At 72.4% G+C, this 23287-nt stretch carries 23 protein-coding genes and 1 pseudogene; 13 read left to right on the plus strand and 11 right to left on the minus strand.

The window, feature by feature from the left end; translation table 11 throughout:
* The 5 genes and pseudogenes from ABZ128_RS29810 to ABZ128_RS29830 form a co-directional block, all read left to right on the plus strand.
* Nucleotides 1–315, plus strand: a pseudogene (locus ABZ128_RS29810) (hypothetical protein); the annotation flags it as partial.
* Between the two features lie 161 nt (nt 316–476).
* On the plus strand, nt 477–1775 hold the full coding sequence (locus ABZ128_RS29815) for an NAD(P)-binding domain-containing protein (RefSeq protein ID WP_356852282.1): 1299 nt from the start codon (nt 477–479) through the stop codon (nt 1773–1775).
* A 12-nt stretch (nt 1776–1787) separates the two neighbouring features.
* Nucleotides 1788–2048: a hypothetical protein gene (locus ABZ128_RS29820; protein WP_356852283.1), complete on the plus strand. Its 261-nt coding sequence runs from the start codon at nt 1788–1790 to the stop codon at nt 2046–2048.
* Between the two features lie 81 nt (nt 2049–2129).
* Nucleotides 2130–4169: a SpoIIE family protein phosphatase gene (locus ABZ128_RS29825; protein ID WP_356852346.1), complete on the plus strand. Its 2040-nt coding sequence runs from the start codon at nt 2130–2132 to the stop codon at nt 4167–4169.
* Between the two features lie 54 nt (nt 4170–4223).
* Entirely contained in the window at nt 4224–4418 is a 195-nt protein-coding gene (locus ABZ128_RS29830; RefSeq protein WP_356852285.1) for a hypothetical protein, read from the plus strand.
* 39 nt (nt 4419–4457) lie between these two features.
* Here the strand turns inward: ABZ128_RS29830 and ABZ128_RS29835 are convergent, their stop codons facing one another.
* The gene (locus ABZ128_RS29835; RefSeq protein WP_356852287.1) at nt 4458–4889 is read right to left on the minus strand and encodes a DUF6299 family protein; all 432 of its coding nucleotides are present in this window, start codon (nt 4887–4889) and stop codon (nt 4458–4460) included.
* Nucleotides 4890–5059: 170 nt separating this feature from the next.
* Between ABZ128_RS29835 and ABZ128_RS29840 the strand changes: the two genes are divergently transcribed.
* Nucleotides 5060–5665 (plus strand): hypothetical protein, encoded by a 606-nt coding sequence (locus ABZ128_RS29840; RefSeq protein ID WP_356852289.1) that lies wholly within the window; start codon nt 5060–5062, stop codon nt 5663–5665.
* Nucleotides 5666–5755: 90 nt separating this feature from the next.
* Complete coding sequence (locus ABZ128_RS29845) at nt 5756–6250, plus strand: DUF5949 family protein (protein WP_356852290.1); 495 nt, start codon at nt 5756–5758, stop codon at nt 6248–6250.
* A gap of 53 nt (nt 6251–6303) precedes the next feature.
* Here ABZ128_RS29845 and ABZ128_RS29850 read toward each other — a convergent pair whose 3' ends face one another.
* Nucleotides 6304–7560, minus strand: coding sequence for a cytochrome P450 (locus tag ABZ128_RS29850; RefSeq protein ID WP_356852291.1), 1257 nt, complete (start codon nt 7558–7560; stop codon nt 6304–6306).
* 39 nt (nt 7561–7599) lie between these two features.
* On the minus strand, nt 7600–8754 hold the full coding sequence (locus ABZ128_RS29855; RefSeq protein ID WP_356852293.1) for a low temperature requirement protein A: 1155 nt from the start codon (nt 8752–8754) through the stop codon (nt 7600–7602).
* Between the two features lie 131 nt (nt 8755–8885).
* Between ABZ128_RS29855 and ABZ128_RS29860 the strand changes: the two genes are divergently transcribed.
* From ABZ128_RS29860 to ABZ128_RS29870, 3 genes are read left to right on the plus strand one after another with little or no spacing between them, the layout of a single operon-like run.
* The gene (locus tag ABZ128_RS29860) at nt 8886–9041 is read left to right on the plus strand and encodes a hypothetical protein (RefSeq protein WP_356852295.1); all 156 of its coding nucleotides are present in this window, start codon (nt 8886–8888) and stop codon (nt 9039–9041) included.
* A 2-nt stretch (nt 9042–9043) separates the two neighbouring features.
* A complete protein-coding gene (locus ABZ128_RS29865) occupies nt 9044–10495 on the plus strand; it encodes a NarK family nitrate/nitrite MFS transporter (protein ID WP_356852296.1) in 1452 nt (483 codons plus the stop codon).
* Between the two features lie 37 nt (nt 10496–10532).
* Entirely contained in the window at nt 10533–10757 is a 225-nt protein-coding gene (locus ABZ128_RS29870) for a hypothetical protein (RefSeq protein WP_356852297.1), read from the plus strand.
* 10 nt (nt 10758–10767) lie between these two features.
* Here ABZ128_RS29870 and mscL read toward each other — a convergent pair whose 3' ends face one another.
* The 7 genes from mscL to ABZ128_RS29905 form a co-directional block, all read right to left on the minus strand.
* Nucleotides 10768–11259, minus strand: a complete 492-nt coding sequence (mscL, locus tag ABZ128_RS29875; RefSeq protein ID WP_356852299.1) for a large conductance mechanosensitive channel protein MscL — start codon at nt 11257–11259, stop codon at nt 10768–10770.
* A gap of 123 nt (nt 11260–11382) precedes the next feature.
* Nucleotides 11383–11739, minus strand: a complete 357-nt coding sequence (locus ABZ128_RS29880; protein WP_356852300.1) for a hypothetical protein — start codon at nt 11737–11739, stop codon at nt 11383–11385.
* Nucleotides 11740–12038: 299 nt separating this feature from the next.
* Nucleotides 12039–12596 carry a carboxymuconolactone decarboxylase family protein gene (locus ABZ128_RS29885; protein ID WP_356852302.1) on the minus strand — a complete coding sequence of 186 codons (558 nt, stop codon included), beginning with the start codon at nt 12594–12596 and terminating at the stop codon, nt 12039–12041.
* Nucleotides 12597–12685: 89 nt separating this feature from the next.
* Nucleotides 12686–13519: an S-methyl-5'-thioadenosine phosphorylase gene (locus ABZ128_RS29890; RefSeq protein ID WP_356852304.1), complete on the minus strand. Its 834-nt coding sequence runs from the start codon at nt 13517–13519 to the stop codon at nt 12686–12688.
* 76 nt (nt 13520–13595) lie between these two features.
* Entirely contained in the window at nt 13596–13901 is a 306-nt protein-coding gene (locus ABZ128_RS29895) for an FmdB family zinc ribbon protein (protein ID WP_356852305.1), read from the minus strand.
* 67 nt (nt 13902–13968) lie between these two features.
* Nucleotides 13969–15300 (minus strand): MFS transporter, encoded by a 1332-nt coding sequence (locus tag ABZ128_RS29900; protein WP_356852306.1) that lies wholly within the window; start codon nt 15298–15300, stop codon nt 13969–13971.
* Nucleotides 15301–15692: 392 nt separating this feature from the next.
* The gene (locus tag ABZ128_RS29905) at nt 15693–17195 is read right to left on the minus strand and encodes a potassium/proton antiporter (RefSeq protein ID WP_356852348.1); all 1503 of its coding nucleotides are present in this window, start codon (nt 17193–17195) and stop codon (nt 15693–15695) included.
* 245 nt (nt 17196–17440) lie between these two features.
* Here ABZ128_RS29905 and ABZ128_RS29910 point away from each other — a divergent pair, with 245 nt between their 5' ends.
* Complete coding sequence (locus tag ABZ128_RS29910) at nt 17441–20278, plus strand: penicillin acylase family protein (RefSeq protein ID WP_356852307.1); 2838 nt, start codon at nt 17441–17443, stop codon at nt 20276–20278.
* Here ABZ128_RS29910 and ABZ128_RS29915 read toward each other — a convergent pair.
* Entirely contained in the window at nt 20273–20902 is a 630-nt protein-coding gene (locus tag ABZ128_RS29915; protein ID WP_356852308.1) for a 5-formyltetrahydrofolate cyclo-ligase, read from the minus strand. The genes ABZ128_RS29910 and ABZ128_RS29915 overlap by 6 nt on opposite strands.
* A 90-nt stretch (nt 20903–20992) precedes the next feature.
* On the opposite strand from ABZ128_RS29915, the gene galU reads away from it, so the two are divergent.
* Together galU and glp are read left to right on the plus strand one after the other, a co-directional pair.
* On the plus strand, nt 20993–21895 hold the full coding sequence (gene galU / locus ABZ128_RS29920) for a UTP--glucose-1-phosphate uridylyltransferase GalU (protein WP_356852310.1): 903 nt from the start codon (nt 20993–20995) through the stop codon (nt 21893–21895).
* A gap of 4 nt (nt 21896–21899) precedes the next feature.
* Nucleotides 21900–23249 (plus strand): gephyrin-like molybdotransferase Glp, encoded by a 1350-nt coding sequence (gene glp, locus ABZ128_RS29925; RefSeq protein ID WP_356852312.1) that lies wholly within the window; start codon nt 21900–21902, stop codon nt 23247–23249.
* Nucleotides 23250–23287: the final 38 nt, after the last annotated feature.

Below are 23287 nucleotides of genomic sequence, written 5' to 3' on the forward strand. Positions count from 1 at the left end.
CCCCCACTCTTTCCCTCCCCGACGCTCTTCCGATCTGCCGGGCCGGTGCGGACGGCGCCGCCCGCGGAGCGCGGGCGGGTGGAGGCGGCCTGGTTCGCCGCCGACGACCTGGTGCCCTTCCTCGCGATGCTCGCGGCGTTCCTGGGGCGGGGCGCGGACAAGGGCAAGCGCGCCCTGCGCGGTGTCCCGGCGCACGGCCGGCGCACGGCGCGGATGGTGGTCCGCGCCCCGCGCCAGCGTGCCCGCGATCACGCCCCTCCGGGGCCCCCGGCGGCGGCGGAACCGGCAGAGCCGGACGAGTTGGTGAGCCGGTGACCGCGGGCGGGACCAGGGCACGGGCCGGCTGACGGCGTCCGGGCCGGCGGTGTCCCGGGCGCCGGCCCGACCCGGGGCGGCACCCGAGGCAACGTGCATGTGACGACCCGGCGACCGGGCCGAGGGGGATCCAGGAGACGGAAGGGACAGCGGTGACGCGGATGGACGATCTCGTCGTGGTCGGCGCCGGGCCGTACGGCCTCTCGATCGCCGCGCACGCGGCGGCGGCCGGGCTCGGTGTACGGGTGCTCGGGCGGCCCATGGCCTCGTGGCGGGACCACATGCCCGAGGGCATGTACCTGAAGTCGGAGCCCTGGTCCTCCAACCTGTCCGCACCGGACGGCCGGCACACCCTCGCCGAGTACTGCGCCACCCGCGGGCTGGCCGCCGAACACGGCCGTCCGCTGCCGATCGGCGCCTTCAGCGCGTACGGCATGTGGTTCGCCCGCCATGCCGTGCCCGAGGTGGAGGAGGTGACCGTCACCGAGGTCACCCCGCAGGGCGACGGCTTCCGGATCCTCACCGCCGAAGGGCCGCCGCTGCTCACCCGCACGGTGGCGCTCGCGGTCGGGGTGATGCCCTTCGTCCACCACCCGCGGGCCCTGCGCGACCTGCCTCCCGGGCACGCCTCGCACAGCAGCGGTCACCGCGACCTCGCCCGTTTCGCGGGCCGCGAGGTCGCGGTGATCGGCGCCGGGCAGGCGGCCCTGGAGACCGCCGCCCTGCTGGCCGAGAACGGGGCCCGGCCCTGCCTGGTGGCCCGGCGCTCCCGGCTGAACTGGAACACCGCGCCCCAGCCGCTGCACCGTCCGGCCCTGCGGGCCCTGCGCGATCCGCACAGCGGGCTCGGCACCGGCTGGCGCAGCTGGGCCTGGTCGGAGCTGCCCTGGGCGGTGCGGAGGCTGCCGGCCCCGACCCGGGAGCGGATCGCGGCCACCGCGCTGGGGCCCGCGGGGGCCTGGTGGCTGCGGGACCGCTTCGAGCGGAAGGTGCCCGTGCTGCTGGGGCACCGGCTGCACCGGGCGGTGGCGGTGGGCGAGCGGACCCGGCTCGGGCTGACGACCACGGCCGGGGAGTCCGTCGTACTGGACGTCGCGCACGTCATCGCGGCCACCGGGTTCACTCCGGACCTGGCACGCCTGGAGCTGCTCGACGCGGGGCTGCGGGCCGCCCTGGAGACGGTGGGCGACAGCGGCAGCCCGGAGCTGAGCTCCGGCTTCGAGTCGTCGTGGCCCGGGCTGTTCTTCGCGGGGCTGCTCACGGCTCCCTCATTCGGCCCTTCCATGCGATTCGTGCACGGTGCGGGGTTCACGGCGGGGAGACTGGTGAAAGGAGTCCGACAACGCCTCGGCGACCGGGGCCGGCGGCGGGGCTCCACCGGGACCGCCCGGTTCGACCGGGCTGCCTCCGGAGTCCGTCCGGGGGTGCCCCCGGGGCATCCGAAGACGTCTCTGCGGTGAGAGGGGTCCGCGATGAGTGCGGAGCAGCGAGCACAGGGCCGTGGCTGGGTACGCATCCCGGCCAGCCGCACGGAACAGCCCGGCCCCCCGGTCTGGGGAGCCGGCGCGCGGGGCGGCCCGTACGGCGGCCCGTCCGGGTACGCGGCGCCGGACCAGTCGACGATCTACCTCTCCCTCGTCAAGCGCTGGCGGGAGGCCGGGCGCACCCTCCCGGGGCATCCTGACGAGGAGTGGGAGCGGCTGATCTCCCAGCCGTGCTGGCCCGGCCGTTAGGTGGTGTGACTCGTGGCAGCGGCGGAGCACGACAGACCGGGCCAGGACCCCCGGGAACCGGGCCGGGACCCGCAGGAACCGGTGACCGCGGCCGGGGAGCGGCTCGCCCTGAACCGCATGGGCAGCTTCGAGTGGGACCTGGACGCAGGGACGCTGATGGTGGACGAGGCCGGTCTCGTGGTCTTCGATCTGGAGCCTGAGGAGTTCGACTGCACTCCCGAGGGCCTGGGGCTGCGGATCCCGGTCGAGGACGGCGCCCGGCTGGAGGATTCGGTGCAGGCCGCGCTGGAGAGCGGCGAGGAGACGTACGGCTCGTACTTCACGGTGCAGCGGCGTGACGGCGTCGGCCAGTGGACCCACACGCAGGGCCGGATCCTGCGCGATCCCGACGGGCGGGCGCGGCGGATCGTCGGGATCGTCCGGGACGCGACGGCCGAACTGGCCCACGCCATGGTGCTGCGGAAGCTGGAGGCGGCGCGGGCGGCGCAGGCCACGATCGTGCAGCGGACCACGGAGGCCCTGTCGCGGGCGGTGACGGTGGACGACGTGACGGCCACCCTGACCGGGGCGGGGGCCCTGGAGCGGCTCGGCGCGGACGGGCTGGCGCTGGGGCTGGTAGAGAACGGTGCCATCAAGATCATCGCGCTGAGCGGGGAGTCGCTGGAGATCCTCAGCGAGCGGAAGTTCACCCGGCTGGACGGCTCCCTGCCGCTGTCGCAGGCGGTGCTGACCCGCAAGGCGCGGTTCGTCACCTCGCTGACCGAGCTGGCGGGCGAGTTCCCGCTGCTGTCCGACTACCTGAACCGGATCCGTTTCGACGCGGCCGCCTACCTGCCGCTGATCGCGCAGGCCAAGGCCATCGGCGGGCTCGTGCTGTTCTACCGGCGGCGCAGCGAGTTCAGCCCTGAGGAGCGCAACCTGTGCCTCGGCCTGGCCGGCATCGTGGCGCAGTCGCTCCAGCGGGCCCTGCTGTTCGACCAGGAGCGCGAGTTCGCCACCGGGCTGCAGGCATCGATGCTGCCACGGCGGATCCCGGAGATCACCGGCGGGGAGATCGCGGTGCGCTACCACTCCGCGTGGAGCGGGCGGGAGGTCGGCGGGGACTGGTACGACGTGATCGCACTGCCCCGCGACCGGGTCGGTCTCGTCGTCGGCGACGTCCAGGGCCACGACACGCACGCGGCGGCGATCATGGGGCAGCTGCGGATCGCGCTGCGGGCGTACGCCGGCGAGGGCCATCCCCCCTCCACCGTGCTGGCGCGGGCTTCGCGCTTCCTCGCCGAACTGGACACCGAACGCTTCGCGACCTGCATGTACGCGCAGGTGGACCTGGAGACCGGAGGCGTACGGGCGGTCCGCGCGGGCCATCTCGGGCCGCTGATCCGCCACACCGACGGGCGCACGGGCTGGCCCAACGTGCGCGGCGGGCTTCCGCTCGGGCTGGCTTCGGTCTTCGAGCAGGAGGAGTTCCCCGAGACCCGGCTCGACCTGGTGCCCGGGGAGACGCTCGTGCTGTGCACGGACGGCCTGGTGGAGGAGCCGGGGACCGCCATCACCCAGGGCATGGAGGCCCTCTCCCACGCGGTGAGGACCGGCCCCCAGGACGCCGGCGCCCTCGCCGACCACCTCTCGGACCGGCTGTGGGAGCGCTGGGGCTCCGGCGACGACGTGGCCCTGCTGGTGCTGCGCCGGGCCCCGGACCCGGGCACCCACCGCGCCCCGCGGATCCACCAGTACATCCACCAGGCCGACCCGGAGGGCCTCTCGGAGGCCCGCTACGCGCTGCGGCAGGCCCTGCGCGACTGGGGCATGCCGGAGCTCGCCGACGACGTGGAGCTCGCGGCCGGTGAGCTGCTGGTCAACGCCCTGCTGCACACGGACGGCGGGGCGGTGCTGACCATGGAGGTGCTGCCGGAGCCGGTGCGCCGGATCCGGCTGTGGGTCAAGGACCGGTCCAGCGTGTGGCCGCGCCGGCGGACCCCGGGGGAGTCGGCGACCACGGGCCGGGGGCTGCTGCTGGTGGACGCGCTGGCCACGCACTGGGGGGTGGAGTCCCGGGGCGACGGCAAGGCGGTGTGGTGCGAGTTCAGTGCGGCGGGCAGCGTACGGGGCTTCGGGTGAGCGTCCCGTCACGCCGAGTTGTGGGGCGGGGGGACCGGGGCGATGATGCGGTCCATGGAACGGACCACTGAGGGTAGGTCGGGCAGGCGGCCGGGCAAGGGCGCCGTTGCGGCCGTCGCGGCGGTGCTCCTGCTGGTGGCCGGGGTGCCGACGGCCGTGGAATGGACGACGGGGCGCCCGCACCGGGACCCGGGCTGCGAGCGGGTCGCGTTCATGTCGATGACCGGAGCGGCGCCCGCCTGCCGGTAGCGGCGGCTACCGGCACGGCCGGGTCCGCGAGCCCTGAGGTCAGCCGGTGATCTGGATGTCCTGCTGGTCCTCGGCGAGCGTGTGGAGCGACTTCGGCATCAGCCCGGAGAGCTTGACCTCCTGCAGCCTGACCTCGGCCCGGGCCGGGCCCGGGTGGATGTCCGGGGTGTAGCGGAGGGAGGCGCGGCTCTCCCACTCGTGCTCGGCGCCGTCGCACACGGCCCCGCCGGCGCCGGTCGTCAGGCGGGTGTGGTCCTGGATGACGGAGGCCGCGATCTGAATCCCTCCGACGGGTGATGCGTCGGTGCAGCGGTAGGTCCCGGAAAGGGTGATCGTGCCGTCCTCGCCGATCTGGGCGTACGGCTGTACGGAAATGGCCGAATCGAAAGAGGTGGCGGTGGCCGGGGCGGTGAACGCCGCGGCGGCGGCCAGTGCGGAAAGCGCTGCCAGGGCCATTCGGCGGCCGGGCATACCCATCGTTCCTCCAGGTGAATACAGGTGGCGGGAATCCGTCGGAACGAATTGTGCTGGCAGTTGGGCGGCAACTCGCTCCGGACACCCGTGTCGGTGTGTGCAATTGCCCGCTCGGGCGCGTGAAACTGACCGGAATACAGTCCCGAAGGTCCCCGAAGGGATCCCGCATGCGCCAGTCCGCTTCCGTCCTCGCCGCCGCCCTGCTGCTGTCCCTGCTCTCCGGTGCCACGGCGTGCTCCCGCGCGCCCGAGGGCGCCGCGCTCGCCCCCGCCGCGGCGCCCGCCGTCCCGGTGGACGACGGGGTGCCGGGAGCCGAGGAGGATCCCGCGATGGGCGCGGGCGCTGCTCAGGGCGCCGTCAAGGACGCCCACGTGGGCGAGCCCGTACGGGTGGACGGCAAGCAGGTGGGCAAGCACCTTCAGGCCGTGCTCGGTGCGTACGTGGACCCGGCGGTCAGCGTGGAGGCCAACTACGCCCCGCCCGCCGGGAAGCGCTGGGTGGCCGCCTCGATGTCGTTCGTCAACGTCGGCGGGGCCTCGTACGGGGCGCTCGGCCGCATGTGGGCGTACGACAGCGCGGGGCAGCGCCACCCGGTGGTTCCGACCGGCGAACTGACCACCGGAAAACCCCTCGTCTTCGATTCCCTCGCGGTCGGGGAGCAGGCCGAGGGATGGGTGGTGTTCGAAATCCCGGAAAACGCGCGCATCGTACGGCTCCAGTACCAGGACGCGAACACGCAGCCGAATTCCGGAGGAGGGTTCTGGGCGGTCTGACCGGGCCTTTACCGAGGCCGGCCGGGGCGCGTAGCCCGCGCGGGTGAAAGGCCGTGAAGGGCTCGGGGGAGAGAGCACTAGGGTGCGCGCATGACTTCAACTCAAGCCGAAATCGACCGGTCCCAGCTCGGCACCCTTTCGGTGCTCGCCTGGATCGGCGACCCCTCCGACGGACACGACATCCCGTACCTCCTCGCCTACAGCCTCGGCGACGGCCCGCAGGGCCGGGAGGCCGGCGAGGCGGCCGCCCGGGGACTCCTGGAGGAGATCGGCCTGCCCATCGGTGACGTGGTCATGGACGGCACCCGCAACCCGTCGGCCTTCCCGGTGCAGATCGTGCTGGCGAACAACCAGATCGGGCTGACCATGCCCGGACTGAACGCCACCTGCACCGCGCCCGACGAGTGGGTCGCGGCGGCGAACGAGAGCGGGCAGGCCTACTTCCTGTTCGCCACCCGCGCCTGGCCCGAGGCGGTCCCGGGCCGGCCGGTCGACGCGAAGACCCTGCAGGCGTTCGCCGGTGACGAGGCGGTGCTCACGGGCAGCGCCCACTGCGTGCTCTCGGTGCGACGCCTGCAGCAGTAGCCTCCACCCCCCGGCCGCCGGGCCCCCGGCCCGCCCGGCGGCCGGTTCCCCCGCTACGGGCGTTCGAAGGCGAAGCGCAGCGAGCGGACCCGGTTGTCGAAGTTCGACCCCGCCAGGTCCGGCAGTCCCACGGCCCGCAGCCCGACGGGGCGGGTCAGCAGCTCCCGGAACAGGGCCTTCATCTCCACCCGGGCCAGGTGCGCACCCAGGCAGAAGTGCGGGCCCCCACCGCCGAAGCCCAGGTGCGGATTGGGCGAGCGGGTGATGTCGAAGGCGTCGGGGTCGGCGAACACCGCCTCGTCGCGGTTGGCGGAGGCGTAGTACAGCACCACCTTGTCGCCGGGCTGGAAGGGGTGTCCGCCCAGGGTGTGTTCGGCGGCCACCGTGCGGCGGAACTGGATGATCGGCGTGGAGTGCCGGATCATCTCGTCGACCGCGCCGTCGGCGTACTTCTCGAAGTCCGAGAGCAGCAGGTCCCGCTGGTCGGGGTGGTCGGTCAGCAGGGTCAGCCCGTGCGTGATCGCGTTACGCGTGGTTTCCACGCCCGCGACCATCAGCAGCGAGAAGAAGGCCCCGAGTTGCCGGGCGCCCAGGGCCTGGCCGTCCACATTCGCGCAGACCAGCGCCGAGATCAGGTCGTGGGTCGGGTTCTTGCGCCGCTCCCGGCCGATGCCCGCGACCATCCGCTGCATCCGGGCGAGCGCCCGCAGTCCGCGTCCGGGCATCCGCAGCCGCGAGGCCAGGCCCCGTTCGACGCCGATGTTCTCGGAGGCGTGGTTGACGCGGTCGGCGATCTCGGCCCGGTGGCGCTCCGGGATGCCCATCATGTTGCAGATGACCTCCAGGGGCAGCCGGGAGGCGACGGCCGAGACGAACTCGTCGGGCTGTTCGGCCAGTACGTCGTCCACGATCCGGGCGGCCACCGCGTGGATGTCCGCCTCGGCCGCGGCGAGCAGCCGGGGCGTGAAGGCCCGCTGGACGATCTTGCGCAGCTGGGCGTGGTCGGCGCCGTCCAGATTGACCATGGAATCACCGAACAGCGCCCGCACCCACCGCGCCGGCTCGGGCGTGGTCACCCCGGGCGCGCTGGCGAACACCTTGGGCAGTCGGCTCGCCTCCTGTACGTCCGCGTGCCGCACGAGGGCCCAGTGCCCGCGGCCCTTCGCCTCCGGCACGTGGACCGGGGAGTCCAGGGCGCGCAGCCGGGCGAAGGCCGCGAGGCGCGCGGCCGGGGCCTGCTGCCAGAAGGCCGGGTCGGCGAGCTGCGCGCCCGCCTCAGTGTTCTCGTACCGCTGTGCCGGGACCGTCATCGTTTCTTCTTCCGTTCGCCGGGCCGCAGCCCTCCGTCCTCACGCACCAGAACGCTCGCGGTGGGCCAAGGTCACGCCCACCGCGACGGTGGCGGCTGCCGCCAGCCCGGCCCACAGGACCGCCTGCGCACCGGTCCAGGCGCAGGCGAGCAGGACCAGGGCCGAGACGGGCAGGGTCAGTTGCGCGGTGCGGCCGCGCTTGAAGTGGCGGGAGTGCAGCAGCCAGACGAAGGCGAAGAAGAGCGCCGCGGGAACGGTGACCGCGAGGTTCGCGGCCAGCGCGGAGATGTGCGCCTTGCCGACGGCGTGCTCGACCGCCACCTCGATCCCGGCTCCGATGGCCGCGGCCGACGCGAAGATCACGATGTGTCCGTACCCCCAGGGAATGGCCTCGCGGTTGCTCCGCAGCCGGTCGTGGACGGGGGCCGCGAAGTAGATCCACCAGGCCGCGAAGACCAGCAGCAGGCCGCCTGCGGCGATCGGCAGGAGCCGGCCCGGCGCCTGGTGCTCGTCGATCGCCGACTGGACCGCGACCGTGCTGGCGGCGATCGTCTCACCGAGCACGATGATGGTGAACAGGCCGTACCGCTCGGCGATGTGGTGCGGGTGCCACTGGGTCTGGCTGCTGCGCTCGGCAAAGACCGGCACCGACAACTCCGCCGCCACCAGCACCAGGAACAGCCACCTGCGGCTCGTCTCGGGGGCCGCCAGCATCGCCGTCCAGCCCGCCTGGCACACCACCAGCCCGAACGCGTACACGAGCGCGCAGCGCCGGGCCGGGCCGCGCTCCCCGGCGGCGGCGCGCAGCCACTGCACGGTCAGCGCGAGGCGCATCACCAGATAGCCGACGACGGCGACGGTCCAGTCGTTGTCGTTGAAGGCCCTGGGGATACCGGCGGAGTAGACGAGCACGCCGGAGATCTGCACGAGCGTCGCGATCCGGTACGGCACGTCGTCGACGTCGTAGGCGGAGGCGAACCAGGTGAAGTTCATCCAGGCCCACCACACGCCGAAGAAGACGAAGAGGTAGCCGGTGATTCCGGCGCCCGTGTGCCCCTCGGCGAGGGCGTGGACCAGCTGTCGGCCCGCCTGGGCCACGGCGACGACGAAGCACAGGTCGAAGAACAGCTCCAGCGGGGTCGAGGTGCGGTGGGCCTCCTCCCGGCTGCGGGAGGTCATCGGTACGTACGTCATACCGCCCAGGACAGCAGCCGTACGCGGGCGGAGGAGGCCTTCGGGGAGCCGGGCCGGACGCTTGCCCGGGAGGTTCACCCACTAGACGGACACAACAGGTCAGAGAGGTGCATACCGCCTAGCGTGGGGACGTGTCCGAGCCCTCAGAAGTCCTCGCCGCCCGCCGTCTCCGCCCGGCCGGTGCCGAACCACGGCTGAACCGGCCCGTACGGGAGCGCTCCTCGAAGGCCACCGCCCGTCTGGTCGTCGTGCCGGGACCGGGGCTCCTCGACCCGAAGGGCCGATGACCATGGCCGGCCCCGCCCCCACCCCGGTCCCCACCGCGACCGCCACCCCGCAGCGGCTGCGCCCGCACCCCGCGGAGTCCTACGGGCCCGGAACCTCCATCGGTGACTGGCGGCCCGAGGACCCGGTCTTCTGGCAGGCCACCGGCCGCAGGGTCGCCCGGCGCAACCTGTGGGTCTCCGTCCCCGCGCTGATGCTCGGCTTCGTGGTCTGGCAGGTCTGGTCGGTCACCGCGGTCCGGCTGAACGACATCGGCTTCGGCTTCTCGAAGTCCCAGCTGTTCTGGCTGACCGCGATCCCCGGGATCACGGGCGGCACCTTCCGGATCCTCTACACCTTCATCGGACCCATCGTGGGCCAGCGCAAGTTCACCGCGCTCAGCACGATCGTGCTGGTGGTCCCGATGCTGTGGCTCGGCTTCGCCCTCCAGGACACGGGGACCCCGTACTGGGAACTGGCCCTCATCGCGGCCGTGTGCGGCGTCGGCGGGGCGAACTTCGCCTCCTCGATGGCGAACATCGGCTTCTTCTTCCCCCAGCGGGAGAAGGGCACGGCCGGCGGCCTCAACGGCGGGCTCGGCAATCTGGGCGTGAGCGTCGTCCAGTTGGCCGCCCCGCTGGTGGTGACGGCGGCCGTACTGGGTCCACCGGCGGGCGGCCCGCAGCGCGACGCGCAGCAGGACGCCGACATCTGGCTCCAGAACGGCGCCTTCCTCTGGGTGCTGCCCCTGGTGGCCATGGCGCTGCTCGCGTGGTTCCTGATGAACGACCTCACGGTGGCCGCGGCCCCCTTCAGCGAGCAGAAGGTCATCTTCCGGCGCAAGCACACCTGGCTGATGACCTGGCTCTACGTCGGCACCTTCGGGTCCTTCATCGGGTTTGCCGCCGGGCTGCCCCTGCTGATCAAGAACGACTTCGAGGCGCAGGGCCACCAGGCGACCACCTATGCCTGGATCGGCCCTTTCACCGGGGCGCTGATGCGCTGGGCGGGCGGCCGGCTCGCCGACCGGTTCGGCGGCGCGCGCGTCACGATGCTGTCCTTCACCGGGATGGCGGCGGCCCTGGTCGTGGTGATCCTCGCCCTGCCGTCCGGCGGCGACCGGGGCAGCTTCTGGGCCTTCCTCGGGGGCTTTCTCGCGGCCTTCGCCTTCTCCGGGCTGGGCAACGGGTCGACCTTCCGCCAGATCCCGGTGATCTTCCGGGCCCGGCACATGCAGCAGGCCGAGGGCCTCGGCGCCGAGGCACGGGCCGCGGCCCTCAAGCAGTCGGAGATGGAGGCGGGCGCCGTCACCGGCTTCTCCTCCGCCATCGCCGCCTACGGCTTCTTCTTCATCCCCGCGATGTTCGCCGCCATGGCGGTCACGCACGCGCTGTGGATGTTCATCGGCTTCTACGCCACCTGCTTGGCCCTGTGCTGGTGGTTCTACGCCCGCAAGGGCGCCGAAGCCCCCAGCTGAGCGGGGGCCGGGGCGGGGGCGGCCGTACCCTGGAGGCATGAGCACCGCCCCCGACGCCGGCCCGCAGTCCCCGAAGCCCGACGCCTCCCGGCCGCCGTCCGCGCCCGCTGCCAGGCCGAAGCCGAGGATCGACTTCGACGACCCGCTGGACCAGCAGTCCGCGGACGACACCGACCGCGGCTGGGGCGAGCGGCCGGCCGCCGGCGGAAGCGCCGCCGACCTGGCCCGCTTCCTCGACGAGAAGCCGCCCCACCACCTCTGACCCCGAGCGGCTAGAACCGGCTGCCGGGGACGCCCGCGCCACCGGCCTGGCCACGCTGGGCGACCAGCTCGTCGCGGATCTCCTTGAGCACCTCCAGCTCGGTGATCTCGATGGTCTCCTGCACGCCCTCCCGGGCGCGGCGGCGCTGCTCCACCCTGGCGAGGTACTTCGCCATGGGCAGCACCATCAGGAAGTAGACGACGGCTGCCGTGATCAGGAAGGTCAGGGTGGCATTGAGCACCGAGCCCCAGAGGATGTTCACACCCGTCGGCTCGCCCTTCGCGTCGACGCCGCAAGGGGCCTTCAGACAAGAGGAGTAGACGTCCAGGCTCTTGGTGCCGACGGCGCCGACCACCGGGCTGATGATCCCCTTCACCACGGAGTTCACGATGTTCGTGAACGCGGCGCCGATGACCACGGCGACCGCCAGGTCCACCACATTGCCGCGCATCAGGAAGGCCTTGAAGCCCGCCAGGACGCTCTCCTTCTTCTTCTCGCTCACCACTGAGCCTCTCTTCGTCACTGCCACACACGGAGCCAACGGTTCCGAAAACTACGGCAGTACGGGCCCCGTGTGTCCAGTCGGCCCTGAATTCACGGTGACGTGACGGTACGGCAGTCCGATTCAGCACAACGTCACCGCCAGCCGTGCCACGGCGCCCGCTCCCACGAGAGCCCGCGCCGTCTCCCGGGGCACGGACAGGACCACCAGCGCCCCGCCGTCCCCCTCGGCCTTCTCCGGATCCGGCACCTCGGCCACCCGCGCCCCCGCGGCCACCACCCTGGGCGGCCCGGCGCGCTCCGCCGCCACCACGTCCACCCGGTCCCCGGGCCGCAGCAGCCGCACGGTCGCCGCGTCCGCGATGCGCACCGGCGCCGACACCGTCCGCACCGCCTCCGGCGGCGGTTTCACCTCGGGCGGCGCTCCGCCCCGCGAGGCCTGTGCCTGCGCCGCGCCGACCGCCGCCAGGGCGACGGCCACGGCGGCGAGTCCGGCCGACGCGGCCCGCCTCCGGCGCCGCACGGCCCGGCGCAGCCGGTCCCCGCCCCCGCCAACGCGGAGCGGGGGAAAGGAGGGGACCGGTCGCGCCGGAGGGCACGAAGGGAGCGGAGCGGGGCGGACCTGCGAGGTCCTGGACATGACGACCACCACCAGACGACGTGAGCTGCGCTGCCCGGACCCGACGCCCGGACACCCCTCACGATCCGCCCACCCGCAGAATCCCGCTCCGCCCTGTGGACAATCCCCAGCCTGTGGACAACCCCGTCACCCGCAGGGGGTCAGCGGTCGGCCGGGACCGTGCACGCCTGCGCGAAGCCCTGGCTGGTCAGGCCGAAGGCCCTGTTGGCGCGCGAGCGCATGTTCTCCAGGGCCACCATCGCGGTCAGCTCGACGAACGCCGCCTCGCCCAGCCGCCCGATGAGCTCCGCCGCCAGTTCGTCGGTGACCGCCGGCTCGGTCTCCGTCATCGCCTCGGCGTACTCCATGACCAGCAGCTCCACCTCGGTGAAGACCTCGCGGGCCTCCCGCCACTGCGGCACCCGCTCGATCTTGTGGGCGGCCAGGCCCAGCTCCCGGCCCTCCCAGTAGCCGAAGTCCAGGCACCAGGAACAGTTGATCCGGGCCGCCGCCGCCATCACCGCGAGGTGCTTCAGCCCGGCGTCGAGCGCGTTCCACTTCGCCGCCCGCTGCTCCAGGCGGACGTATGCGAACAGCACGCGAGCGTTGTGCCCGTACGCCTGCCCGGGGTCGAGCACCTTGCCGTACTTGCGGCGCGAGTACCAGGCACCGAGGCGCATGAGGGGCGTACGGGGCGGAGTGAGGGAGATGCGCGGCATGGCGGTCGCCTCCTGTGCGATGCGGCCCCGCGGTTCGGGGCCTCCACCCGCTGAGACAGGACAGCGCCGGGAAATGTGACAGCAGCCGCTTACGGCAGTTCGATGCCGAGGTCCCAGCCGTCGTGGGCGTGCGTGCACAGGCAGGCGCGGGACTCCGTCGGCGGGAGGGCCGCCACCGCGTCGAAGAGGACCTCGCGCAGCCGGCCGACGTTCTCGCCGAAGACCTTCAGGACCTCCGTGTGGGACACGCCCTCGCCCGTCTCCGCGCCCGCGTCCAGGTCGGTCACCAGCGCCATCGAGGTGTAGCAGAGTCCCAGCTCGCGGGCGAGGACTGCCTCCGGGTGGCCCGTCATGCCCACGACCGCCCAGCCCGCCGCCGCGTGCCACTGCGACTCGGCGCGGGTGGAGAACCGGGGCCCCTCGACCACGACCATCGTGCCGCCGTCCACCGCCTCCCACTGCCGCCCGCGCGCCGCGGCCAGGGCCACCGAGCGGCCCACCGGGCAGTACGGGTCGGCGAAGGTGGTGTGCACGACGTTCGGCACCGAGCCGTCGGGCAGCGGCTCCCCGTCGAAGAAGGTCTGCACCCGGGACTTCGTACGGTCGACCAGCTGGTCGGGAACGAGCAGCGTGCCCGGGCCGTACTCGGCGCGCAGGCCGCCCACCGCGCACGGGCCGAGCACCTGGCGCACGCCCAACGAGCGCAGCGCCCACAGGTTGGCCCGGTAGTTGATCTTGTGGGGCGGCACCTTGTGGCTGCGGCCGTGGCGCGGCAGGAAGGCCACCGGCCGCCCGGCCAGCTCGCCGAGGAAGAGGGAGTCGCTCGGGGGCCCGTAGGGGGTCTCCACCTGTATCTCGGAGACGTCCTCCAGGAAGGAGTAGAAGCCCGAACCGCCGATGACACCGATCTCTGCGTTAGCCATGAGCTCACCCTAACCGGGCATGCGCAAGGCCCTGCCGCCCGAAAGGGAGGCAGGGCCTTGCGCGGAAGTGACGAGGTCAGGCAGCCGAGGTCGAGCTGGAGCTCGTGCTGCTGCTCGCGGTCGACGCGGCGGGCGCGGGGGCCGACGGCGTCGAGGCCGAAGCGGACGACGCGGGCTTCGAGGCAGGGGTGCTGCTCGACGAGGCGCCGCGGCTGTCGTTCCGGTAGAAACCGGAACCCTTGAAGACGATGCCGACGGCGGAGAACACCTTCTTCAGGCGTCCGTTGCAGCTCGGGCACTCGGTCAGTGCGTCATCGGTGAACTTCTGCACGGCCTCAAGGCCCTCACCGCACTCGGTGCACTGGTACTGGTAGGTCGGCACGAATTTCCTCCTGGCACTCTGACTCGATGAGTGCTAACGACGATCCATGGTGACGTATTCCGGCGGATCAGTCCACCGTCACCGGCACGCGGTGACCCAGACCACGCTGGTTCACCCGTGCCGACGAGTCCGCCGGGGCCGGCTGGGCGGCCTTCGCGGACGAGTTGATGATCCGGCTCGGGGCCTTCGGGGCCAGCTTCGCCCGCAGCGCCAGCAGGGTGACCAGCGCCAGCGCGGTGCCCGCCATGGGCACGAGGAAGCCGTACGAGGACCCGTGGGCGTCCGTCAGGCGCCCGGCCAGCGTCACGGCCGTGGCCTGGCCGAAGGCGACCGCGCCGGTCAGCCAGGTGAAGGCCTCGGTCCTGGCGTTCGCCGGGATCAGCGACTCGATCATGGTGTAGCCGGTGATCAGCGCCGGGGCGATGCACAGGCCGACGAGCAGGCCGAGCGCGCCCAGCAGGACCACGGAGTGCGCGGTCCACAGGACCGAGGCGGCCACGGTCAGGCCGGCGTAGCCCAGCAGCAGCCGGCGCCGCGGGCCGATCTTCCAGGCGATGGCACCGCAGGCGATGCCCGCGATCATGTTGCCGGCCGCGAAGACGCCGTAGAGCAGGCCGTTCGCGCCCGGGTTGCCGATCTCGTTGGAGAAGGCGGCCAGCGACACCTGCATGCCGCCGAAGACGGCGCCGATGCCGAGGAAGGCCACGATCAGGACGCGCAGACCCGCGAAGGACAGCGCGGAGGCGTGCTTCTCCTCGCCCGCGGCGCGGGCGTGCGCCTTCGGCTGGGTGGCGCGCTGGGCGGCGAAGACCAGGCCGCCGGCCAGCGTCAGCGCGGCCTCGGTGACCAGGCCCGCGGCCGGGTGGATGCCGGTGCACAGCGCGGTCGCGAGGACCGGGCCGACGACGAAGGTGAACTCGTCGGTGACGGACTCGAACGCGGCGGCCGTCGGCAGCAGCGGCGAGCCCTCCAGGCGGGCGGCCCAGCGGGCCCGCACCATCGGGCCGACCTGCGGCACCGAGGCACCGGCCGGGACGGCGGCCAGCGCCAGGGCCCACACGGGGGCGCCGAGCAGGGCGAGCGCCACCAGGGTGCTGACGGCGGCGGAGTGCATCAGGACGACCGGCGTGAGCACGGCGCTCTGGCCGAAGCGGTCGGTGAGGTTGCCCATCACCGGGGCGCTCAGGGCCATGGAGATGCCGGTGACGGCGGCGACGATGCCGGCGCTGCCGTAGGAGCCGGTGGTGTGCTGGACGAGCAGCAGGATGCTGATCGTCAGCATGCCGAAGGGGAGGCGGGCGGCGAAGCCCGGGAGAACGAAGCTCAGGGCGCGGGGCGTGCGCAGGAGCTGCCCGTAACCCGGTCGGGCGGACGTGTCGGTCGTGACCGCGGATGTCACGGCCTGGCCTTTCCGCTGCCTGGTAGAGCGTCCCCGTCTGCGGACGGTGTGCCGCCTCGTGAGCGACCGCACCCGTACATGTGGGAGCCCCGAGAGCTGTCCTCTTGCGCAGAACCGAGTGATACCTGGGCGCCCACTGCGGGGGGTGCCACGGCCGCTTTGCGGTCGCGCCAGCTCTGCGTCAGGCAGAGTTGGTTCGATGTGGTGTGCCTTTATCGTACAGGGAGGCCGGTCCTTACGCCCTGTGATTCCGGCGACAAGGTATGTCTTCACCTGCGATTAACCGGAATTTCGCATTCCACCCCTGGCATGGCAGGGCAAAGACGCCCACGCGCCCCCTAAAACAGTGAATGAGAACGACGCTCTGACTCTCTGTCGACGTCGTTCGGGGCTCAGGAACCGTTGGACCCGGTCCCCAGCCATCCGGCCAGCTTTCCGCCCCGCGCCACCGCCCGCAGCCGTGCCTCCGCCGCGTCCCGTACCGGATCGGTGGCCACCACCAGCAGCTCGTCCCCGCGCCGCAGCACGGTCGAGGGCAGCGGTACGAAGCTCTTGCCCTCGCGGACCACCAGCGTCACCGAGGCTCCGGGCGGCAGCCGCAGCTCGCTCACCTCGACGCCGTGCATCCGCGAGTCCCGGGGGATGGCGAAGGACAGCAGGTGGCCGCGCAGCTTCTCCAGCGGTGCCGACTCGATCCCCAGGTCGGCGGCGGCCTCGTCGGTGTCGCCGAGCCGGAGCGTGCGGGCCACCCAGGGCAGGGTCGGTCCCTGGACCAGGGTGTAGACGACGACCAGCACGAAGACGATGTTGAAGACCCGGTCGCTGCCCTCGATCCCGGTCACCATCGGGATGGTGGCGAGGATGATGGGCACGGCGCCGCGCAGGCCGGCCCACGACATCAGGGTCTTCTCCCGCCAGGGCACCCGGAAGGGCAGCAGACTGACGAAGACCTCCAGCGGCCGGGCCACCATCGTCAGCACCAGGCCGATGACCACGGCGGGCCAGAAGTCCCCCGCCAGCTCGTGCGGGGTGACCAGCAGGCCGAGCAGGACGAACATGCCGATCTGGGCGATCCAGCCGAGCCCGTCCGCGAAGCCCCGGGTGGCCGGCCAGTGGGGCAGCTTCGCGTTCCCGAGCACCATGGCCGCCAGGTAGACGGCGAGGAAGCCGGAGCCGTGCGCCAGCGCGCCGGCCGCGTACGCGACGACGGCGATCGCCATCACGGCGATCGGGTAGAGGCCCGAGGCGGGCAGGGCCACGTGCCGCAGGCCGTACGCCCCCAGGAAGCCCACGGTCAGGCCGATCGCGGCGCCGATCGCCAGCTCCAGCGCGATCTTGCCGACGAGTACGTACCAGGCGTCCACCGGGCCGACCGTGGCGAAGGCGACGACCAGGATGACCACGGGGGCGTCGTTGAAGCCCGACTCCGCCTCCAGCACGCCCGTGATCCGAGCGGGCAGCGGCACCTTGCGCAGCACCGAGAACACGGCCGCCGCGTCGGTCGAGGAGACGACCGCGCCGATCAGCAGGGACTGCCGCCAGTCCAGGCCCACCACGTAGTACGCGCCCGCCGCCGTGACGCCCACGCTGATCGCGACGCCCACCAGCGACAGGGATATCGCGGCGGGCAGGGCGGGCCTGATCTGCTTCCACTTCGTGCCCAGACCACCCTCGGCGAGGATGACGACGAGCGCCGCGTAACCGATGACCTGGGTCAGTTCGGCGTTGTCGAAGACGACGTTGCCGATGCCGTCCTGGCCGATCGCGATGCCTATGCCGAGGTAGATGAGCAGGCTGGGGAGGCCGCTGCGCGAGGAGACGCGCACCGCCGCGACGGCGATGAGCAGCACGAGCGAGCAGACCAGCAGGAGCTCATTGAGCGTGTGGACAGTCAGCGGGCGGCCCTTTCCCTCAAGGCGCCCGGTGAATCGATCCTGCGGGCGACCGGTTCGGCAAGATCGGCAGGTAGTTCGTTACCTTACCTAATATTTGACGCACCCTTTACGCGATAACCACATTGTGAAACGGCCGTTCGGCCTTGTCCTTCGCACCTTGACCCCTGGCGGATCAACGAACACGGTCGTGCGCCTATGGTTGCTCCCAGCACTCCCAGGACCGCCCTGCCCCTCTAAGGACAGCGATGCCCGCCAACGAAACCGCCCCTTCCGTCAAGAAGAAGGGACGACGCGCCCGCCTGATCGTGCTCGTCCTGGTCCTGGCGCTCCTCGCGGGCTTCGGGTACGGGACGTACTGGGGCCTGGACACCGTCCGCGCCTCCTTCCCGCAGGCGACCGGCTCCCTCCAGGTGCCCGGCCTCACCTCGGCCGTGGAGGTCAAGCGCGACGCGCACGGCATTCCGCAGCTCTACGCCGACAAGGACGAGGACCTCTTCCGCGCGCAGGGCTTCGTGCACGCGCAGGACCGCTTCTGGGAGATGGACGTACGCCGCCACCTGACCTCCGGGCGGCTCTCGGAGATGTTCGGCTCCGGCCAGGTCGAGACCGACGCCTTCCTGCGCACGCTCGGCTGGCGCCAGGTCGCCCAGGCCGAGTACGACACGAAGCTCTCGCCGGAGACCAAGAAGAACCTCCAGGCCTACGCCGACGGGGTCAACGCGTACCTGAAGGGGAAGTCGGGCAAGGACCTCTCCGTCGAGCACGCCGCCCTCAAGCTCAGCGCCGACTACCAGCCCGAGCAGTGGACGCCCGTGGACTCGGTGGCCTGGCTCAAGGCCATGGCCTGGGACCTGCGCGGCAACATGCAGGACGAGATCGACCGCGCGCTGATGGCGAACAAGCTCACGCCCGCGCAGATAGACGAGCTGTACCCGCCCTACCCGTTCGACCGGAACCGGCCGATCGTCGAGGGCGGCAAGATCGACGGCGGCAAGTACACGCCCCAGGGCGGTTCGGCCCCGGCCGGCCCCGGCTCCGGCAAGGGCTCCGCCACCGGCGCCGCCACCGGATCCCCGGCCTCCACCACGCCCACCGGCCTCGCCGACGACGCCACCGCCCAGGGGGCGACGGTGGGCCTGCGCACCTCGCTGACCTCCCTCGCCAAGACCCTGGACCAGATCCCCGCGATCCTCGGCCCCAACGGCAGCGGCATCGGCTCGAACTCCTGGGTCGTCTCCGGCAAGTACACGACCACCGGCAAGCCGCTGCTCGCCAACGACCCGCACCTGTCCCCGCAGCTGCCCTCGGTCTGGTACCAGATGGGCCTGCACTGCCGCGCGGTCTCCGCGCAGTGCCAGTACGACGTGGCCGGCTACACCTTCTCCGGCATGCCCGGCGTGGTGATCGGCCACAACACCGACATCGCCTGGGGCATGACGAACCTGGGCGCCGACGTCACCGACCTCTACCTGGAGCAGGTCAAGCCCGAGGGCTACGTCTACGACAACAAGGTGGTCCCCTTCTCGATCCGCGAGGAGGAGATCAAGATCGCGGGCGAGAAGAAGAGCAAGAAGATCACCGTCCGCACCACCAACAACGGTCCGCTGATCTCCGACCGGAGCGAGGAGCTGGCCACGGTCGGCAGCCGCGCCCCCGTCGCCGGCTCGGCCCCCGACCGCGGCAACGGCTACGCCGTCGCCCTGCGCTGGACCGCCCTGGACCCGGGCAAGTCGATGGACGCCGTCTTCAAGCTCGACCGGGCCAAGGACTTCACGGCCTTCCGCGAGGCCGCCCGCGACTTCGAGGTCCCCTCGCAGAACCTGATCTACGCCGACAACAAGGGCCCGCTGGGCAACATCGGGTACCAGGCCCCCGGCCGGATCCCGGTCCGCGGCGCCGGCGACGGCCGCATGCCGGCCCCGGGCTGGGACTCCAAGTACGCCTGGAAGGGCGGCAAGGACGGCAACGCGGGCTACATCCCGCAGGACGAGATGCCCTACGACCTCAACCCGGGCCGCGGCTACATCGTCACGGCGAACCAGGCCGTCGTCGAGAGCGGCACCGGCCAGGGCAAGTACCCGTACCTGCTGACCGCGGACTGGGGCTACGGCGCCCGCAGCCAGCGGATCAACGACCTCATCGAGGCGAAGATCAAGGACAGCGGGAAGATCTCCACCGACGACATGCGCACCATGCAGATGGACAACAGCAGCGAGATCGCCGCGCTGCTGACCCCGATGCTGGCCAAGATCGAGGTCTCGGACCCGGACGTGCGCTCCGCGCAGAAGCTGCTGGAGGGCTGGAACTACACCCAGGAGCCCGACTCGGCGGCCGCCGCCTACTTCAACGCGGTCTGGCGCAACATCCTCAAGCTGTCCTTCGGCGACAAGATGCCCAAGGAACTGCGCATCGAGGACAGCTGCATGAACGTCACCGGCGACGGCACCGGCATCGTCGACGACCTCGCGAAGACCGTCCGCGAGTGCGGTGAGCGCGGCTCCGACTCGGCGCAGCCGGACGGCGGCGACCGCTGGTTCGAGGTGGTCCGCCGCCTGGTCAAGGACGAGAAGTCCGCGTGGTGGCAGTCGCCCAAGCGGGGCCTGAGGGAGCCGGCGACCACCACCCGCGACGAGCTGTTCGCCCGGGCCATGAAGGACGCGCGCTGGGAGCTGACCGCCAAGCTCGGCAAGGACCAGTCCACCTGGAGCTGGGGCCGCCTGCACCAGCTGACGCTGAAGAACCAGACCATCGGCACCGAGGGCCCCGGCTTCCTGCAGTGGCTCCTCAACCGCGGCCCGTGGAACCTGGGCGGCGGCGAGGCCACGGTGAACGCGACCGGCTGGAACGCCTCCGGCGGCTACGGGGTCACCTGGGTGCCGTCGATGCGGATGGTCGTGAACCTCAACGACCTGGACAAGTCCCGCTGGATCAACCTGACCGGCGCCTCGGGCCACGCCTACCACGACAACTACTACGACCAGACCGACATGTGGGCCAAGGGCGAGCTGCTGGAGTGGCCCTTCGGCAAGGAGGCCGTGGACAAGGCCACGGTCGAGACGCTCACGCTGAAGCCGGGCTCATGAGCCGTCGGCCGCAGAAGTGAAGCGGACCACCCCCGACGGGGTGGCCACCGCCTGAACGGGGTGGTCGTGCGGTTCCTCCGGGACCCGCGCGACCACCTCTTCGTCGTAGAGGAGCACGACCAGCGCAGGATGCGCCCCGGCGCGCTCCAAGCGCGCGAGCACCCGGTCGTACGAGCCCCCGCCTCGGCCCAGCCGCATCCCGCGCCGGTCCACCGCCAGCCCCGGCAGCAGGACGGCGTCGGCGCCGGTGACGGCCTCCGGTCCGAGCCGGGGCCCGGCGGGCTCCAGCAGCCGCATCTTCCCCGGGTGCGCGGCCTCCGCGAGGCTGCCGGGGCCCTCGTACACCGCCCAGTCGAGGTCGTTGTCGGGCAGCAGGACGGGCAGCAGCACCCGCTTCCCGGCCGAGCGCAGGGCGTCGAGCAGCTCGCGGGTCCCGGGCTCGCTCCCGACGGAGACGTACGCCGCCACCGTGTGCGCCCCGGCCAGCTCGGGCAGTGCGAGGGCGGAGCGGGAGAGGGCGCGGGCCGCCGTCCGCAGGGAGCCGGGGGACAGGGCGCGGCGGGCGGCCAGGAGGTCCCGGCGCAGCTGCGCCTTTGCGGACGGATCGGGTGAGTTCACTGCCACGGCTGACTCGTATTTCCTTTCAAAAGCGGGCAACCAGGGATCTATTGCCGGAATCCATGGGTGAGGGCGTGACCCACTATGGTTCTGCCCATGACTCAGTTGCACCCCGTGATCAAAAAGGCCGTCATCCCTGCCGCAGGCCTTGGCACCCGTTTCCTCCCGGCGACGAAGGCGACGCCCAAGGAAATGCTCCCGGTCGTGGACAAGCCGGCCATCCAGTACGTCGTCGAGGAGGCCGTCTCGGCCGGACTGGACGACGTCCTGATGATCACGGGGCGTAACAAGCGTGCGCTTGAGGACCACTTCGACCGCAACTACGAACTGGAGTCCGCCCTCATCGCCAAGGGCGACGACGACCGGCTCAAGAAGGTCCAGGAGTCCAGCGACCTGGCCACCATGCACTACGTCCGCCAGGGCGACCCGCGCGGCCTCGGCCACGCCGTCCTGTGCGCCGCGCCGCACGTCGGCGACGAGCCCTTCGCCGTCCTGCTGGGCGACGACCTGATCGACCCGCGCGACCCCCTGCTGCGCCAGATGACCGACGTCCACGCCCGCACCGGCGGCACCGTTATCGCCCTCATGGAGGTCGACCCGGCCAGCGTGCACCTCTACGGCTGCGCCGCCGTCGAGCCCACCGACGAGGCGGACGTCGTCCGGATCACGGGCCTCGTCGAGAAGCCCGACGCCGCCGACGCCCCCAGCAACTACGCGGTCATCGGACGCTATGTCCTCAACCCCGCGATCTTCGACATACTGCGGGAGACCGAGCCGGGCCGCGGCGGGGAGATCCAGCTCACCGACGGCCTGCAGAAGCTGGCCGCCGACGAGAGCGTGGGCGGCCCGGTGCACGGCGTGGTCTTCCGGGGCCGCCGTTACGACACCGGGGACCGCGGGGACTACCTGCGGGCCATCGTCCGCCTCGCGTGCGAGCGTGAGGACCTGGGCCCGGAGTTCCGCACCTGGCTTCACCGTTACGTCACGGAGGAGATGTAGCACCTTGAGCAGCCCCGCCGCCGCACCGCAGGACACCGGCCAGCAGCGTCTGTGGTCGGTGGACGAGCACCTCGCGGACGTCCTCGCCGCCGTCCGGCCGCTGGAGCCCATCGAGCTCCAGCTGCTCGACGCCCAGGGCTGTGTCCTGGTCGAGGACGTCACCGTGCCCGTCGCCCTCCCGCCCTTCGACAACAGCTCGATGGACGGGTACGCCGTCCGCACGGCCGACGTCCAGGGCGCGAGCGAGGAGTTCCCCGCGGTGCTGACGGTCATCGGGGACGTCGCCGCGGGCAGCGGCGAACTGCCCGCCGTCGGCCCGGGCCAGGCCGCCCGCATCATGACCGGCGCCCCGCTGCCGCCCGGCGCGGAGGCCGTCGTACCGGTCGAGTGGACCGACGGCGGCGCCGGCGCGGGCGCGGCCACCGGCATGACCCCGGCCAGTGCGGCGCCCGAGGGCGCGGGCGGTGAGGTGCGGGTGCACCGCGCCGCCGAGGCGCGGGCCCACGTACGGGCACGGGGCAGCGACGTCCAGGCCGGGGACCTCGCGCTGGCCGCGGGTACGGTGCTGGGCCCGCCGCAGATCGCCCTGCTGGCCGCCATCGGGCGGGGCACCGTCCGGGTCCGGCCGCGGCCGCGCGTGGTGGTGCTCTCCACCGGCAGCGAGCTGGTCCAGCCGGGCGAGGCGCTGGCCCCCGGGACGATCTACGACTCGAACAGCTTCGCGCTGGCCGCGGCCGCGCGGGACGCGGGGGCCATCGCCTACCGCGTCGGGGCGGTCGCGGACAACGCCGACACCCTGCGCGCCACCATCGAGGACCAGCTGATCCGGGCCGATCTGCTGGTGACCACGGGAGGCGTCAGCGTCGGGGCGTACGACGTGGTCAAGGAGGCGCTGTCCTCGGTCGGCGCCGATCCCGAGGCCGGGGTCGACGCCGGGCGGATGGAGTTCCGCAAGCTCGCGATGCAGCCCGGCAAGCCGCAGGGCTTCGGCACCATCGGCCCGGACCACACCCCGCTGCTGGCCCTGCCCGGCAACCCGGTGTCCTCGTACGTCTCCTTCGAGCTGTTCGTGCGGCCCGCGATCCGCGCGCTCATGGGGCTGCCCGCCTCCGAGGTCAGCCGGCCGAGCGTCCGGGCCGTGCTCAAGGCGGACCAGCCGCTGCGCTCCCCGGCCGGCCGCCGGCAGTTCCTGCGCGGGGCGTACGACGGGGAGAGCGGCACGGTCAGCCCGGTGGGCGGGTCCGGCTCGCACCTGATCGCGGCGCTGGCGCACGCCGACTCGCTGATGGTCGTACCGGAGGACGTGACCTCGGTGCAGCCGGGGGACGAGCTGGAAGTGGTCCTGCTCGGCTGAAGTCCCGCCGGTGCGGGTAGCGTGTTGCACCACACAGG

This window comes from Streptomyces sp. NPDC006326 (assembly GCF_040612915.1).
Lineage (GTDB): Bacteria > Actinomycetota > Actinomycetes > Streptomycetales > Streptomycetaceae > Streptomyces.

Coding starts and splice junctions, on each gene's coding strand:
- ABZ128_RS29910 (WP_356852307.1), top strand. CDS start 17,441: ATGCCCGCCAACGAAACCGCCCCTTCCGTCAAGAAGAAGGGACGACGC.
- ABZ128_RS29845 (WP_356852290.1), top strand. CDS start 5,756: ATGACTTCAACTCAAGCCGAAATCGACCGGTCCCAGCTCGGCACCCTT.
- ABZ128_RS29855 (WP_356852293.1), bottom strand. CDS start 8,754: ATGACGTACGTACCGATGACCTCCCGCAGCCGGGAGGAGGCCCACCGC.
- ABZ128_RS29850 (WP_356852291.1), bottom strand. CDS start 7,560: ATGACGGTCCCGGCACAGCGGTACGAGAACACTGAGGCGGGCGCGCAG.
- ABZ128_RS29820 (WP_356852283.1), top strand. CDS start 1,788: ATGAGTGCGGAGCAGCGAGCACAGGGCCGTGGCTGGGTACGCATCCCG.
- ABZ128_RS29830 (WP_356852285.1), top strand. CDS start 4,224: ATGGAACGGACCACTGAGGGTAGGTCGGGCAGGCGGCCGGGCAAGGGC.
- ABZ128_RS29890 (WP_356852304.1), bottom strand. CDS start 13,519: ATGGCTAACGCAGAGATCGGTGTCATCGGCGGTTCGGGCTTCTACTCC.
- ABZ128_RS29870 (WP_356852297.1), top strand. CDS start 10,533: ATGAGCACCGCCCCCGACGCCGGCCCGCAGTCCCCGAAGCCCGACGCC.
- ABZ128_RS29840 (WP_356852289.1), top strand. CDS start 5,060: ATGCGCCAGTCCGCTTCCGTCCTCGCCGCCGCCCTGCTGCTGTCCCTG.
- ABZ128_RS29865 (WP_356852296.1), top strand. CDS start 9,044: ATGGCCGGCCCCGCCCCCACCCCGGTCCCCACCGCGACCGCCACCCCG.
- galU (WP_356852310.1), top strand. CDS start 20,993: ATGACTCAGTTGCACCCCGTGATCAAAAAGGCCGTCATCCCTGCCGCA.
- ABZ128_RS29815 (WP_356852282.1), top strand. CDS start 477: ATGGACGATCTCGTCGTGGTCGGCGCCGGGCCGTACGGCCTCTCGATC.
- ABZ128_RS29835 (WP_356852287.1), bottom strand. CDS start 4,889: ATGCCCGGCCGCCGAATGGCCCTGGCAGCGCTTTCCGCACTGGCCGCC.
- ABZ128_RS29885 (WP_356852302.1), bottom strand. CDS start 12,596: ATGCCGCGCATCTCCCTCACTCCGCCCCGTACGCCCCTCATGCGCCTC.